Here is a 14950-nt window from a genome sequence, read left to right on the forward strand (position 1 = left end):
ACGGCATCCCCGAGGTAACCGCTAGAGGAAACTGCTAAAGTAGAAGTTACTAACTTCTACTTTAGCAGTAACTGGGGAGATGGTCGTTGTGGCAAGCCGGATCAGGCTGGAGGACCGGGAGTGCCCCCTGTCCACGACGGTGCAACACGTCGGCGAGTGGTGGACGCTGCTGATCCTCCACGACGCCTTCGACGGCTACACCCGCTTCGACCAGTTCCAGGAGAGCCTGGGCATCTCCTCCAGCATGCTCACCACCCGGCTGAAGGCCCTCGTGGCGGACGGCCTCCTGGAGCGCCGGCCGTACCGGACCAACCCCGTCCGTCACGAGTACGTCCTGACCGAACTAGGTCACTCCCTCCGACCGGTGATAGTCGCTCTGGCCGCATGGGGCAACTCCCGCCTCGCACCGGCCGAACGCAGCATGATCCTCGTCGAAGCACACAGCGGCGAGGAGGTCGAGCCCGTCGTCGATGCCGGAACCGGCCGCCGACTCGACGACAGCAACGCGTATGTCTTCGCGGCGGGCCCCGCCGCGAGCGACGTGATGCGCAACCGCTACGCGACGAACCCGGGGACACCGACGCAAGGCGAATGAAAGCGAGCGGCTGGGCTACGGGCATCCGGTAAGGCGTCTGCGGGGCCCGACCGCACCTCCACGACCTCGCGCACAGGTGGCGCTGGTCCACCGGTGCCGACGTCACCAAGCCCGCCCGCCGCAGCCATTGCCGCCGTCAAGCCGCCCTTCGGCCCCGAAGATCACATCTACGGCGGAGTATTGACCGCCATATGAACGGTATGAAAAGCAAGTCCAGCCGGATATGCCCGATTGGGCTAATCAGTGCTCACCCGTATATGTCATCCTTCAACAATTCGGCATTGCCCTCAATTGGCGGTGTCGGGCGACACCGCCGCAATATCCCCTGTTAATCTGCGGGCCCCAGATGTCGTCCACAGATGATCGAACGCGCCCGTCGACGGACACGATGTGCCTCAGTCGAATGCTGGCGTATCCCGGTCGAGAGGATACGGATCATGCAGGACTTTTCTCGTCGCGGAATGCTCAGGGCTACGGCGGCCGCAGGCGCCGGCGCGGTCGTTCTCCCGGGCATCACGGCCGCGGAAGCCCCGGGCGCGAACGCCGTGACCCACGAGGCCGAAAGCGCGACGTGCGGTCCGGCGAAGCTCACCGGCCGCATCGTCCGTCCCGACGACCCCGACTACGCGAGTGCGAGCCTGGGCTGGGACGAACTCTTCGTCCACTATCCGCTGGTCATCGTCTACGCCCAGAAGACCCAGGACGTGATCAACGCCCTCACCTGGGCACGGCAACACGACGTCGCGCTGCGGGTGCGAAGCGGCGGCCACAGCCTTGAGGGCTGGTCGAACGTCGACAACGGCATCGTGATCGATGTCAGCGAGCTGAAGTCGGTACACATCGACACGGCCGCTCGTATCGCGACGGTCGGGTCTGGGCTCAACCAGTTGGAAGCGGTGACCCTGCTCGCGAAGAAGAACTTCGCGGTGACGACCGGAACGGAGGGCAGCGTGGGCCTGGCCGGTGCGACGCTCGGCGGTGGCCTCGGCTTCCTCACCCGCTACCTCGGCATGGCCTGCGACAGCCTGATCGGCGCCGAGATCGTCGTCGCCTCGGGCACCGACTGCGCCAAGGTGATCAAGGCGGACCTGAAGGACAACTCGGACCTGCTCTGGGCGCTCCGCGGGGCGGGCAACGGCAACTTCGGAATCGTCACGTCACTCACCTACAAGGTGGCTCCGCTCAAGAGCGTCACTTACGTGCAAGCGACGTGGGACGGCCTCGGGGACCTGCACGGGGTATTCGACACATGGCAGCATATGGCGCCGAGCGCCGACGACCGTCTCGGAACCCAGATCGAAGTTCACAGAAACGAGATCGTGCTGTTCGCGGTCCTCGCGGAAGGAACGCCGACGGAAGCGAAGAAGCTGCTGGCCCCTATCCTGTCGATCGGTCGTCCCGATGTCTCCGTGCAAGAAGGTAACTGGGGCGACGTATATGCGGGATTCCAGACTCCGACCGCGGACGATCCCGCGAACTGGAAGTTCTTCTCGCAGTTCACGGACAAGCCGTTCCCGAGTGAGGCGATCAGGGTGATCGCCTCATTCATGCGAGACGCGCCGACGGACGACAGCAACTTCTTCACCCAGGCCTTCGGTGGAGCGGTCAGGAAGAGCCCCCGCGGTGGCACGGCATTCCCTCATCGCGATGCGCTCTTCTACTCCGAGCCCGGCACCGGCTGGGGAACCCGTGGAGAACCGGGCAGCGGCGACGAGCTGACCCCACAGGCCCAGGCCTGGATCGCCGAGTTCAGCCAGGCACTACGGCCCTACGTGAACGGCGCCTACGTCAACGTGCCGAACATCGGCATGCAGGACTGGGAAACCGCCTACTGGGGATCCAACTTCGACCGGCTGCGCAAGATCAAGGCGAAGTACGACCCCCTCAACGTCTTCCAGTACGAGCAGAGCATCCCGCCCGCGTTCTGCTGACCGGCTCGCAGGTGAGGCAGGTTCCCCTGCCGACCTGTTCATCGCCCTGCACCATGCGCGGATGCCGAGACGCGCTCTCCCGCGGTCTGCCCGGAGGGAGAGTCAGTCGGGTACGAGTACGGCGGCGCCGGTGACGTGATCGGCGGCCAGGTCGGCGAGCGCCTGGTCCGCTCGGCTCAAGGGATACGGAGTGACGGTGACCTGGATGCCGATGCGCTCGGCGAGGGCCAGGAAGTCGCGCCCGTCCTGACGGGTGTTGGAGGTGACGCTGCGCAGGTTCCGTTCCTGGAAGAGGTGGCGCTGGTAGTTCAGCGGGGGAATGTCGGTGAGGTGGATCCCGGCGATCGCGAGTGTGCCGGACCGGTCCAGGGCCTCCAGCGCCACCGGCACCAGGTCGCCCACCGGGGCGAACAGGATCGCCGAGTCCAGAGGCTCGGGCGGAGGATCGTACGCGTCTCCTGCCGAAGCGGCACCGAGTTCCAGCGCGAGTGCGCGTGCCCGCGCGGACCGGGTCAGCACGTGGACGGTGGCGTTCTCGGCAAGGGCCACCTGCGCTGCCAGGTGGGCGGAGGCGCCGAAGCCGTAGATGCCCAGCCGCCCTCCCTCGGGCAGTGCGGAGCGGCGCAGCGCGCGGTAGCCGATGATTCCGGCGCACAGGAGGGGCGCGAGCGAGGTGGCGTCCTGGCCTTCCGGAAGAGGGTAGGCGAAGGCTTCGGGGACCAGCGCCAGATCGGCGAAGCCTCCGTCCGCGTCCCATCCCGTGTAGGTGGACCGGGGGCAGAGGTTCTCCTGTCCGGCGCGGCAGTAGCGGCATGTTCCGCAGGTGCCGCGCAGCCAGGCCCCGCCGGCGCGGTCGCCGGTACGGAACATGGTCACCGAGTCGCCGGTGGCGACGACCCTGCCGACGATCTCGTGTCCGGGTACGGTCGACCGTCGATGCGGTGCGAGGTCTCCCTCGGCCAGGTGCAGGTCGGTACGGCACACACCGCAGGCCTCCACCCGTAGCAGCAGGTCACCGGGGCCGGGGGCGGGTGTGTGCATCCGGCCCCGGACCAAGGGCCCGGTGCTGATCGGACCGGGCGTCCCGACGGCCCAGCCGTGCTGTGTCTCCCCGGCGGAGACGGTGAACGTCATTCTTCAAGCCTGCGGCGGGGGCGTGGCCGGGGCAAACGGGCCTGTCGGCGAGGTCCTCTGCCAGGAGCGAGAACCGCGAGAACACACTGACAACGACTGCCGGGGGATTCATGGCGAGGTCGTGGTACCGGCAGACGACGAAGAACGGGACGGCCGCTTGACAGGCCTGCCAGTGGCAACGGAGCTCGGGATGTATGTCGCCAACGGCATTCACCGTGAAATAGCCGGGACTTGGGCCGGATTCTCAGGAGGCGGTGAGTTCGGTGAGCAGCCTGCGGATGCGCCGCTCGATCTCGTTGCGGATGGGCCGTACCGCGTCGATGCCTTGCCCGGCCGGGTCGTCGAGCCTCCAGTCCAGGTACTGCTTGCCGGGGAAGACGGGGCAGGTGTCGCCGCAGCCCATGGTGATCACGATGTCGGACGCCTGTACGGCTTCCACGGTCAGTACCTTCGGGGTTTCGGCCGAGATGTCGATGCCGACCTCGTCCATCGCCTCGACCACTGCCGCGTTCATGACGTCGGCCGGTGTGGAACCCGCGGAGCGCACTTCGACGCGGCCGTGTGCGAGGTGGGTCAGGAACGCGGCGGCCATTTGCGAGCGGCCGGCGTTGTGGACGCACACGAAGAGTACGGATGGCTTCGGGCTCTCAGACACGGACGGAACCTTCCGGTGCGGGTTGAGGGAAGAAGCGGCGAGTTGCCAGGGCGACGTGGACCAGGCCGATCAGGACGGGCACCTCGATGAGGGGGCCGACGACTCCGGCGAGGGCCTGGCCGGAGGTGGCGCCGAAGGTGGCGATGGCAACCGCGATGGCCAGCTCGAAGTTGTTGCCCGCGGCGGTGAACGCCAGTGTGGTGGCCTTCGGGTAGTCCAGGCCGACCGCTCGGCCGACGGCCATGGACCCGGCCCACATCACGGCGAAGTACACGAGCAGCGGCAGCGCGATCCGTACGACGTCCAGGGGGCGGGTGGCGATGGCGTCGCCCTGGAGGGCGAAGAGCACGATGATGGTGAACAGCAGCCCGTACAGGGCGAACGGGCCGATCCGGGGGATGAGTTTCGTCTCGTACCAGGTGCGGCCCTTGGCCTTCTCGCCGAGGCGGCGGGTGAGGAACCCGGCCAGCAGTGGGATGCCGAGGAAGATGAGCACACTGCGGGCGATCTCCCACACGGACACGTCGAGCGCGGTCTGCTCCAGGCCGAGTCGGCCGGGCAGCACACTCAGGTAGAACCAGCCCAGCAGGCTGAACGCGAGAATCTGGAAGACGGAGTTCAGGGCGACGAGGACGGCGGCGGCTTCACGGTCGCCGCAGGCGAGGTCGTTCCAGATGATGACCATGGCGATGCAGCGGGCGAGGCCGACGATGATCAGGCCGGTGCGGTACTCGGGCAGGTCCGGAAGGAAGAACCACGCCAAGGCGAACATCAGGGCCGGCCCGACGATCCAGTTCAGTACCAGGGACGGGATGAGCAGGCGCCGGTCGCGGGTGACGGTGTCCAGACGGTCGTAGCGGACCTTGGCCAGGACCGGGTACATCATCACGAGCAGGCCAACCGCGATGGGGAGGGACACCCCGGTGACAGTGACTTGCGCGAGCGCGTCCCCCAGGCCGGGAACGAGGCGGCCGAGTCCGAGGCCGGTGGCCATCGCGATCAGGATCCACCCGGCGAGGAAGCGGTCGAGGAACGACAGACGTCCGGCCACCGGCCCTGCGGGCGCCGCCGTGCTGGTGGCTTCGGCGCTCACGAGGCGGCCCCGGCGGGTTCGGGTTCGGGTTCGGCCGGAGGCTGTCCGGCGGGGCGTCCGGCGGGGCGGGTGAGGACCGCGGCCAGGCGGTCGGTCATCTCGGGCAGCGGCCGGTAGTACACCCATGTCCCGCGCCGCTCGGAGTCGATGAGTCCGGCCTGCTTGAGCAGTTTGAGGTGGTGGGAGATCGTCGGCTGGGACAGGCCGAAGGCCGGGGTGAGGTCACAGACGCAGACCTCCCCGCCCGCGCGTGAGGCGATCATCGACAGCAACCGCAGCCGCACGGGGTCACCCAGGGCCTTGAACACCTTCGCCAGCGTCTCGGCCTGGCCCTCGTCCAGCGGCGCGGTCAGCAGCGTGGGGCGGCATCCGTCGGCGTTGTCCTGGCCGAGCACCACAGGCTCTTGTTTCGACATGCTTCTATATTGACGTTCTTTGATGCAATGCGCAACGCTGAATCGACAGGCGTCGATGCAACCTGATCGGGGGCTGCTGCCGTGTCACGTGCCCAGCTCGTGAGCTCCGGTGGAATGGGCGAAGGGATGGCTGCCTTCCTCGCGTGACGTGTGGCGCGGCTGACCATTCTCGGGTGTGACGGGATCTGCGTTCTGGGCCGACCGGGGTGGCACGTGGAAGGTTGTCGCACCGAGAACGGCATTGACGTCACATTGGGCGGCCTCTATGGTTCCGGCGACGCTGCGAACACCGTTCGATATGTCGACCGGCGAGCTGCGTCCCCCTGTTCTTCATGCGTCATGACGCATGAAACGCATGCGACTGTCCCGGGTAGCGGCGCCGCAGGATTCGCTCGGCGCCGCCACGTTCACGGGCGCCGGCCCCGGCGCCCGGGCCGGCGCCCGTGAAGCCCTACGCCCCTACGAAAGGGTGCACGATGTCGTCCTCCGTCAGCAGACGCCGCCTCCTGCAGATCGCCGGAGCCACGGCTACAGCCACCGCCACCGGGTCCTTACTCGACAGCTCTCCCGCCCTGGCGGCCGTCGTACCGCCCGTCCGCGCCGACACCGGGGCCCTGGCCGAGCCCTTCGAACTCGGCGAGGTCCGGCTGACCGCGAGCCGATGGCTGGACAACCAGAACCGCACCAGCAGCTATCTGCGGTTCGTCGACGTCGACCGGCTGCTGTACAACTTCCGCGCCAACCACCGCTTGTCCACCGGCGGCGCGGCGGCCACCGGCGGCTGGGAGGCTCCGGATTTCCCCTTCCGTACCCACGTCCAGGGGCACTTCCTCACCGCCTGGGCGCAGTTGTACGCAGTCACCGGGGACGCCGTCTGCCGGGACAGGGCCACCTACATGGTCGCCGAGCTGGCCAAGTGCCAGGCCAACAACGCCGCCGCCGGGTTCGGCACCGGATACCTCTCCGGCTACCCCGAGTCCGAATTCACCGCCCTGGAACAGCGCACCCTGAGCAACGGCAACGTGCCGTACTACACCCTCCACAAGACTCTCGCCGGTCTGCTGGACGTATGGCGCCACATCGGCAGCACGCAGGCCCGCGACGTACTGCTGGCCCTGGCGGGCTGGGTCGACACGCGTACCGGCCGGCTCAGCGCCCAGCAGATGCAGGCCATGCTGCAGACCGAATTCGGCGGCATGAACGCGGTGCTGACCGACCTCTACCAGCAGACGAACGACGCGCGGTGGCTCGCCGTCGCCCGCCGCTTCGACCACGCCGCGGTCTTCGATCCCCTGGCCGCGGGCCGGGATCAGCTCAACAGCCTCCACGCCAACACCCAGGTGCCGAAGTGGATCGGAGCCGCCCGGGAGTTCAAGGCCACCGGTACCACCCGCTACCGGGACATCGCCACCAACGCCTGGAACATCTGCGTCGGCACACACACCTACGCCATCGGCGGCAACAGCCAGGCCGAGCACTTCCGCGCCCCCAACGCCATCGCCGCCCACCTGCGCCAGGACACCTGCGAGAGCTGCAACACCTTCAACATGCTCACCCTCACCCGGGAGCTGTTCGCCCTCGACCCGAACCGGGCCGCGCTGTTCGACTACTACGAACAGGCCTGGCTCAACCAGATGATCGGCCAGCAGAACCCGGCCGACGCCCACGGCCACGTCACCTACTTCACCCCGCTCAACCCCGGCGGCCGGCGCGGTGTGGGCCCCGCATGGGGCGGCGGCACCTGGAGCACCGACTACACCACCTTCTGGTGCTGCCAGGGCACCGGCCTGGAGATGCACACGAGGCTGATGGACTCCGTCTACTTCCACGCCGGCACCACACTGACCGTGAACCTGTTCCTCCCCTCGGTCCTCACGTGGACCCAGCGCGGCATCATCGTCAGCCAGACCACCACCTTCCCGGCGAGCGACACCACGACTCTGCGCGTCACCGGCAACGTCGGCGGAACCTGGGCGATGCGCATCCGCATACCCGGCTGGACCACCGGAGCCACCATCAGCGTCAACGGCGTCGCACAGAACATCACCGCCGCCCCCGGCAGCTACGCCACCCTCACCCGCGCCTGGACCGCCGGTGACACGGTCACCGTCCGCCTGCCCATGCGGATCGTGATGCGGCCGGCCAACGACAACCCGAACGTCGCCGCGATCACCTACGGCCCGGTCGTCCTGTCCGGCAACTACGGCAACACCGCCCTGGGTTCCCTGCCGTCCCTGGACACCTCCTCGATCAAGCGGACCAGCACCAATGCGCTCGCCTTCACCGCGACCGCAGCCGGCTCCACCGTCAACCTGGGCCCCTTCCACGACGCCCACGGCCACAACTACACCGTCTACTGGAACACCAGCACCGTCGCGACCGTCCGCCTCGTCAACGCGGGCAGCGGCCTCGTGCTGGGCGTCCAGGACATGGCCACGGCAGACGGCGGCCGGGCCCTGCAGTGGAACGACTCCGGTACCGCCGACCACGACTGGGAAGTGATCGACGACGACGACGGCGGTGACGTCCGCTTCCGCAACGCCCACAGCGGCAAGGTCCTCGGCGTCCAGGACATGTCGACGGCGGACAACGCGGCTGTCCTGCAGTGGACGGACAACGGCACGGCCGACCACCGGTGGACCCTCCTCGACCAGCAGAACGGGACCTACAAGATCCGCAACGCCCACAGCGGCAAGCTGCTCGCCATCGCGGGCAACTCCACCGCCGTCGGCGCGTTCGCGATCCAGGAATCGGACAACGGCACGGCCGACAACCTCTGGCGCCTGGAGCGCAATTAGGAGTGTGCTGAAGATCTTGGCCCGATCAGCGAGCGGCGCCCCGTGCGTCCAGTTGCAAGACGGCCGGATCCCCGGACAGTGGTGTCCTGTCCGGGGATCCGGCCAACGCGGCCGATGAGCGTGCGGGACATCGGGAGCCCGGCACAGGTATTCAGTGCGCTCCTATGCCCTGTCCGGCCGGTCCGCGCCCGCTCAGGCGGCCTTCGCCCCGTCGAGCGCGCCATGCGGATTGAGCACGTACTTGCGGCTCGCGCCCTTGTCGAACTCCGCGTAGCCGTGCGGTGCGTCGTCCAGCGAGATCACCGTGGCATTGACCGCCTTGGCGATATGGACCCGGTCGTGCAGGATCGCCATCGACAGTGCCCGGTGGTACTTCATCACCGGGCACTGGCCCGTGCTGAACTGGTGGCTCTTCGCCCAGCCCAGGCCCAGCCGTACCTTCAGCGTTCCGCTCCTGGCGTCCTCGTCGACACCGCCCGGGTCGTCGGTGACGTACAGCCCCGGGATACCGAGGGCGCCGCCCGCCCTCACCACGCCCATCAGGGAGTTGAGGACGGTCGCGGGAGCCTCGCCGGCATCGGCGCCGTGGGCGTGCGCTTCGAAGCCGACCGCGTCGACCGCGGCGTCCACCTCCGGTTCGCCCAGGATCTCGGCTATCTGCTCCTCGACGGATCCCTTGGTGAGATCGACGGTCTCGCAGCCGAAGCTGCGGGCCTGGGCGAGCCGTTCGGCGTTGAGGTCACCGACGATGACGACCGCCGCGCCGAGCAGTTGCGCCGAGGCCGCGGCCGCCAGTCCTACGGGCCCCGCGCCCGCGATGTACACCGTCGAGCCGACACCAGCGCCCGAGGTCACCACACCGTGGAAACCGGTCGGGAAGATGTCCGACAGCATGGTCAGATCGAGGAGCTTCTCCAAGGCCGCGTTCCGGTCGGGGAAGGCGAGCAGGTTGAAGTCCGCGTACGGCACCATCACGTACTCCGCCTGGCCACCGACCCAGCCACCCATGTCGACATAGCCGTATGCCGCGCCGGGGCGGGCCGGATTGACGTTCAGGCAGATACCGGTCCTGCGTTCCTTGCAGTTGCGGCACCGGCCGCAGGCGATGTTGAACGGCACCGATACGACATCCCCGACTTCGATGAACTCGACGTCCGGGCCGCGTTCTACCACCTCCCCGGTGATCTCGTGTCCGAGGACCAGGCCCTCGGGCGCCGTGGTGCGGCCGCGCACCATGTGCTGGTCGCTGCCGCAGATATTGGTGGCGAGCACCTTGAGGATGACCCCGTGCCGACAGTTCCGGCCGACATTCTCAGGGGCCACTCCCGGCCCGTCCTGGAGTTGGAATGTCGGGTAGTCGGTGATGACGACATTCACCTCACCCGGCTTGATGTAGGCGACCGCCCTGTTTCCACCACTCATGCCGACTCGCCGTCCCTTCGGCTCCGTTCGCGTCTTCTGCGTCCGACGCTCGTTCGGGGCGCCGGAGGAGTTCGCCACCGCTCGGGCGGTCCGGCCGTAAGGCGTGTTGTTCGGGCTGTGCGCGCGGCGGCGCTGTGCTCTTTACATCAGCCTAAATCCACCTCTGTAAGCGGACAAACGGTAGTAAAGATTGCAACCAATTGGCCGGAACGACTGGTCGCTCGGAGGGAAGGGTATCGGTGGGGGGTGCGGTGAGAGGTGCAAGAAGGGTGACGGAGAGTGGCCGCCGTGAGGCGGTGAACGTCCTCGGGCGGGGGGCGGGGGTGCCCCCCCCCGCCCGAGGTTCTGGCGGTGCATCGGCGACTGAAGCCGAGATTCCCAAGGTCGCCGACAGGGTCGAGCTCGGGCGGTCGGCCGGGGGTTCGCCGGGTGTGCCTGCCGCCGCCCGGCTGCTGAATCTGTCGGGCCGGCCGGGCGCCGGTCAGACCGTCTTGAGGCGTGCGGCGATCTTCAGTGCGCGTTCCGCCTGGTAGCGGGCGGCGGCACGGGTGGTGTCGTCCACGGGGTGGGATCCATGGGCGTCGACGTGCGAGGTTCCGTACGGGTTGCCGTCCGCGAACTTCAGCGGGTCGGTGAAACCGGGGCTGACGACGAGCCCGCCGAAGTGATGGATGGTGTTGTAGAGCGCGAGAAGCGTGGTCTCCTGGCCGCCGTGCAAGGTGGCGGACGAGGTGAAGCCGCTGTAGACCTTGTCGGCGAGCTTGCCCTCGCTCCACAGGCCGCCGAGTGTGTCGATGAACTGCTTGAGCTGCGCTGAGATGTTGCCGAACCGGGTGGGGGTCCCGAAGAGGATCACGTCGGCCCACTCGATGTCCTCGGCGGTGGCCTCCGGGATGTCCCTGCCGGCGGCATGGGCGGCGGCCCAGGCGGGGTTGGCGTCGATGGCGGCCCGCGGTGCCAGCTCCGCCGCCTTCAGCAGCCGGACCTCGCCGCCGGCCTTGGCTGCCGCGTCACGCAGCTCTTTGGCGATCTCGGCGACCGTGCCGGTCGAGGAGTAGTAGACGATCGCGACATTCAGGGGAGTGCTCACAGCGGGTTTCCGTTTCCTTGCCAATGAGTGATGGACGCGACCGGAGTACTAGCCGACCGGTCGCCTAAATGAAACTAGGCGACCGGTCGACTAAGTGTCAACGCGGCTGGTGTCCACCGCCGTTTGTGTCAGGCTCTTCCCGGGCCCGGGAAGAAAGTCGGCAGCAGCTCTCTTTTCCGGGTGCTGGGACCGGGGGCGATGCTCCGGACCCGGATGTGCCCTGGCCTACGGGAGGCATGTGATGGGCCGGCCCGCGTCGTTGGCGGGCTTCGGGACAGACCTGCTGGGAGGCGGGTCCTACCAGTAGGAAGTTGCGTGGTCAGGCGGGCCGGGCGGATGGGGCGCACTCTCGATGCATGGGCGAGTACCTCCGAAACAGGCATGGGAGCGGGTCACGGCGTGACGTCGGGGGTCACCGGGCGGCGCCACGGCCGGTCGCCCTTCACTGTCCTTCACCCACGCGGCGAGCGCGTGCGGAGACTTCCGTAGGAGAGCCACGATGAACAGCACGACCGACGACAGGGCGGTGTTGTCCAGGGTCCTTGACCGCTGGAAGTCCGCGGTCGATGCACACGAACCGCAGCAGGTCGCCGACTGCTTCACCGATGACGCGATCTTCCAGGGCCTGCACCCCTATTGCGTGGGACGCCCTGGAATCGCGGAGTACTACGCGTCCCAGCCGCCGGGAATGACGGCCGTGTATCGCATCCTGGAGAGCAGACGGCTCTCGGACGATCTCGTGCTCGGCCACCTGGGCGTCGACTTCTCGTTCACTGACCGGCCGACGCTGAACGTGTACCTCGGCGTCGTGGTCAAGCGGGCGGGGCGGGGCTGGTCCATCAGCCACTATCAAGTGTCCCGCCTCGGCTAGGACTTGTCCGGGCGGTCCTTGCCGGGCCCGGAACGCCGGGGGCCTGTCCGGGAGGGGCGAACAGATCGCCGCCGCGCTGCAATGGCTCATGCACCGCGAGGCTGGGGGAGCTGTCGAGACGCGCCATCAGCTGACGCGGGTGCCCGGCCTCGTCCGGCCCGGCCCGTCCCCCCTGTCCGGCCCGAACGCCCCCGACCGGCCCGAACACCCCAGCCCGGATCGAGCCCGAGTGCCCGGTGGTACCACTCCACACTGGCCGTCATGTCCCGTACCGCCACGGCGATGCGCGCGATTTGAGAACGCGGCCATGAGGCAGCCCACCCCCTTGGAGGGCCCAGACGCACCCGCCGCCGCACACGGCACCGAGGTCGGCTACCGCCCCTCTGGTAGGCGTTGCCTCTCAAGGCCCGTAGCATGGTGGGGGTGGAGTTGCGTCAGTTGAGGTACTTCGTTGCGGTCGCCGAGGAGCTCAACTTCGGCCGGGCCGCGGAACGGCTGCTCATCGCCGGCCCGTCCCTGTCCCAGCAGATCAAGGCCCTTGAACGCGACCTCGGGGTGCGGTTGTTCGACCGCGACCGCCGCTCGGTGGCGCTCACTCCCGCAGGTGCCGCGCTGCTCCCGCACACCCGGTACCTGCTGGAACGCGCCGACGACCTGCGCAACAGGGCCGCACGGATCTCCGGCTCCGAGCCGGTCCGGCTCGGCTACGTCAACTGGATCCCGGCGGATCTGAACGCGAAAGCCTCCGCCGTGGCGAGGCTCCACATCGACGCCTGGGTCGCCCCTTCCCACACCCAGGCCGCCCGGGTCGCCGACGGCAGCCTGGACCTGGCCGTGTGCTGGGTCGACGGGCCGACCCTCGAACGGCTCGGCCTGAACGCCCGGCTGTTGGGCGCCGACCGGCTCTACGCGGTCTCCACGGGGCGAGACCCCGCACCCGTCCGGACCCGGGACACCGCCGTCCTTCTCGACGACGACGCCACCTCCTGGCAGTCCTGGAACGTCTACGCCCAGCAGCTCGCAGACGACGCCGGAGCCCGGACCGTACAGATCACCGACGGTGGCATCACCGGGCCCGCGTTCTTCGACCACGTGCGCCGCGCACGTCATCCCCTCGTCAACTCGCCCAAGGGCCAGTCCACACCGCTGCCGCCCGACCTGGTCCAGCGCCCGATCATCGGCCCGAAGGCCTACTGGACCTGGTCCCTGGTCTGGCGCCGCAGCGAGGTCCGTGCGGCCGTCCTGGCCACGATCGAAGCCCTGGCCGAACACGTCACCGACCCCGGGATCCACGACCCCGACGCCTGGCTGCCCGCCACTGACCCGCACAAGCGCTGAGACCGACTGCGTTGTCGGCGTCTCCTCGGCTTGCTGCCAGCCACGGGGCCCTTCGGTGTTCTTCGCCGGATCTCCGGCGCGGCACGACTAGAGGTCGTACACCGCGAAGTCAGCAATCGGGCGGTACCCAATCCGCTGATAGAGGCCGTTACTGGTGGGGTTGGCCAGGTCCGCGAACAGCAGGACCTCCGTCGCGCCCGCGGCTAGCGCGACCCGGCTCACCTCGACTGTCGCGGCGCCCGCGTAACCGCGGCCGCGTAGGTGAGCCGGGGTATAGACGGGAGTCACCCGGATCTGGCCCGAGACCATAGGGGTCCTGCCCGCCATGGAGACGGGGGTGCCGTCCGGGGTCTCCCAGAGCGTGACGCGTTCGTGGGCGATGCGCGTGTCCGCCCATGAGCTGTTGTCCGCAGAGGGGATTCCTCCGATGTCGGCGACGAACTCGCGGTGCCAGAGCATGAGTTGTTCGCGGTCCTCCTCGCCCGCGACTCGCCCCCGGCCCTCAGGAAACGGCTCCGGTGGCGTGAGTGTGCCCAGGCGGTACAGGCGCTCCCGCTCGTGCAGCGTCGGTATCGCACCCGTGTGCCTCTGCCACGCCTCGGTGAAGGATGCGGCGGTGTCGTGGTCCGCGTTGACGCCGGGGAGAGGGTGGCCGAGGTCGGCCAGGCGGGCGGCGAGGCTGTCCGCCTCTTCGGGAGTGAGGGGGGTGAGGGTCAGGCGGCGGGGCGGGGTACGGAAGAAGGTCGCGCGGACCTCGCCCGCCTGCTCCAGCAGGCCGAAGATGGGGGCGTCGGCGCCGTACGCGTCCGCCCCGCGCGTACGCAGTGCCTCGGTCACCGTCAGCGGGACGGTGTGCAGGGCGGGACGCGAGTGCAGGAATTCTCCGGCGCGAGCGAGAAAGCCGTCGAGGTCTTCGGCGAGGTGCCAGTCATCCGGACTCATGCCTCATGATCCCGCGCGCTGTCGGCGTGCGCCTGTGGTTTCCGCTGGGAGAGGCGCGAACGCGATGCCGTCAAGAGAGCTTCGCCGCCGACGTCTCGCTGGACTTCTTCACGAGCCGCCCACGCGGCCGAGGTGGCCCCGCCGATCATGACGTCGCCGCTGTCGAACCGTCAGGGACGGGATCGGCCGCCGGGCGGGCTCGGTCACACGGCGAGGTCGTCCCTGCCCGGGTCGTTGGGGTGCGACTGCAGCGGGGTGACCTTCACCGTCATCCATTGGCGCAGCGGCAAGGTGCCCAGCACCTTCTCGTGCAGTTCCGTCTCGTCGACGGCCCGCCAGATCCCGAGGCTGCGCAGTTCGCCGACCGGGCGCCACAGGCGGAACAGGTGCCCGGTGGCGGCCAGTTCACCGGCCCGTACCGACTCCGCGGCCCGGCGGCGGTCGACTTCGGCCTCCTCGGTGCCCTCGGGGATTGTTGTGGTGATCTCGACCAGGAACTCTTTCATCGTCCTTCTCCGTCTTCGCGTGGGGCATCCAACTTCGGTGCTCTCCCCTTTCACGGTGTGCCCGTCCCGGAGCTGTGGCTACGACCTCCTTCCTCTCGACTGGTAGGCGCAACCTCCCATCGCAGGTCGCACCTGTGAGGGCTCCCGCACCAGGCCCGT

14 protein-coding genes are annotated in these 14950 nt (G+C 68.5%); 5 read left to right on the forward strand and 9 right to left on the reverse strand.

Annotated elements, in window-relative coordinates; all coding sequences use genetic code 11:
- Positions 1–79 precede the first annotated feature (79 nt).
- Positions 80–595, forward strand: a complete 516-nt coding sequence (locus ACIQD6_RS25665; RefSeq protein WP_401886230.1) for a winged helix-turn-helix transcriptional regulator — start codon at positions 80–82, stop codon at positions 593–595.
- A 437-nt stretch (positions 596–1032) separates the two neighbouring features.
- Complete coding sequence (locus tag ACIQD6_RS25670; protein ID WP_401886232.1) at positions 1033–2526, forward strand: FAD-binding oxidoreductase; 1494 nt, start codon at positions 1033–1035, stop codon at positions 2524–2526.
- Positions 2527–2628: 102 nt separating this feature from the next.
- Here ACIQD6_RS25670 and ACIQD6_RS25675 read toward each other — a convergent pair whose 3' ends face one another.
- From ACIQD6_RS25675 to ACIQD6_RS25690, 4 genes are all read right to left on the reverse strand, one after another.
- Positions 2629–3660 carry a zinc-dependent alcohol dehydrogenase family protein gene (locus tag ACIQD6_RS25675; RefSeq protein WP_401886234.1) on the reverse strand — a complete coding sequence of 344 codons (1032 nt, stop codon included), beginning with the start codon at positions 3658–3660 and terminating at the stop codon, positions 2629–2631.
- Positions 3661–3904: 244 nt separating this feature from the next.
- Positions 3905–4315 carry an arsenate reductase ArsC gene (locus tag ACIQD6_RS25680; protein WP_401886235.1) on the reverse strand — a complete coding sequence of 137 codons (411 nt, stop codon included), beginning with the start codon at positions 4313–4315 and terminating at the stop codon, positions 3905–3907.
- Complete coding sequence (arsB, locus tag ACIQD6_RS25685; RefSeq protein ID WP_401886236.1) at positions 4308–5408, reverse strand: ACR3 family arsenite efflux transporter; 1101 nt, start codon at positions 5406–5408, stop codon at positions 4308–4310. Before arsB ends, ACIQD6_RS25680 begins: the two co-directional genes overlap by 8 nt.
- Positions 5405–5824, reverse strand: coding sequence for an ArsR/SmtB family transcription factor (locus ACIQD6_RS25690; protein WP_401886239.1), 420 nt, complete (start codon positions 5822–5824; stop codon positions 5405–5407). The genes arsB and ACIQD6_RS25690 overlap by 4 nt, the downstream gene beginning before the upstream one ends.
- Positions 5825–6300: 476 nt before the next feature.
- On the opposite strand from ACIQD6_RS25690, the gene ACIQD6_RS25695 reads away from it, so the two are divergent.
- Positions 6301–8622 (forward strand): beta-L-arabinofuranosidase domain-containing protein, encoded by a 2322-nt coding sequence (locus ACIQD6_RS25695; protein ID WP_401886241.1) that lies wholly within the window; start codon positions 6301–6303, stop codon positions 8620–8622.
- Positions 8623–8814: 192 nt separating this feature from the next.
- Here ACIQD6_RS25695 and fdhA read toward each other — a convergent pair whose 3' ends face one another.
- Together fdhA and wrbA are read right to left on the reverse strand one after the other, a co-directional pair.
- Complete coding sequence (gene fdhA, locus ACIQD6_RS25700; protein ID WP_401886243.1) at positions 8815–10044, reverse strand: formaldehyde dehydrogenase, glutathione-independent; 1230 nt, start codon at positions 10042–10044, stop codon at positions 8815–8817.
- Positions 10045–10525: 481 nt separating this feature from the next.
- Complete coding sequence (gene wrbA, locus ACIQD6_RS25705) at positions 10526–11134, reverse strand: NAD(P)H:quinone oxidoreductase (protein WP_401886245.1); 609 nt, start codon at positions 11132–11134, stop codon at positions 10526–10528.
- A 499-nt stretch (positions 11135–11633) separates the two neighbouring features.
- Between wrbA and ACIQD6_RS25710 the strand changes: the two genes are divergently transcribed.
- A complete protein-coding gene (locus tag ACIQD6_RS25710) occupies positions 11634–12005 on the forward strand; it encodes an SgcJ/EcaC family oxidoreductase (RefSeq protein WP_401886248.1) in 372 nt (123 codons plus the stop codon).
- An 86-nt stretch (positions 12006–12091) separates the two neighbouring features.
- On the opposite strand, the gene ACIQD6_RS25715 is transcribed toward ACIQD6_RS25710, so the two are convergent.
- Positions 12092–12421 (reverse strand): VOC family protein, encoded by a 330-nt coding sequence (locus tag ACIQD6_RS25715; RefSeq protein ID WP_401886249.1) that lies wholly within the window; start codon positions 12419–12421, stop codon positions 12092–12094.
- Here ACIQD6_RS25715 and ACIQD6_RS25720 point away from each other — a divergent pair.
- Positions 12420–13343: a LysR family transcriptional regulator gene (locus ACIQD6_RS25720; protein WP_401886251.1), complete on the forward strand. Its 924-nt coding sequence runs from the start codon at positions 12420–12422 to the stop codon at positions 13341–13343. The two genes, ACIQD6_RS25715 and ACIQD6_RS25720, sit on opposite strands and share 2 nt — an antisense overlap.
- A gap of 87 nt (positions 13344–13430) precedes the next feature.
- Here the strand turns inward: ACIQD6_RS25720 and ACIQD6_RS25725 are convergent, their stop codons facing one another.
- Together ACIQD6_RS25725 and ACIQD6_RS25730 are read right to left on the reverse strand one after the other, a co-directional pair.
- On the reverse strand, positions 13431–14285 hold the full coding sequence (locus tag ACIQD6_RS25725; RefSeq protein ID WP_401886253.1) for a GNAT family N-acetyltransferase: 855 nt from the start codon (positions 14283–14285) through the stop codon (positions 13431–13433).
- Positions 14286–14488: 203 nt separating this feature from the next.
- On the reverse strand, positions 14489–14791 hold the full coding sequence (locus tag ACIQD6_RS25730) for a muconolactone Delta-isomerase family protein (protein WP_401886255.1): 303 nt from the start codon (positions 14789–14791) through the stop codon (positions 14489–14491).
- Positions 14792–14950: the final 159 nt, after the last annotated feature.

It is taken from the genome of Streptomyces sp. NPDC088400, assembly GCF_044753355.1.
GTDB lineage: Bacteria > Actinomycetota > Actinomycetes > Streptomycetales > Streptomycetaceae > Streptomyces.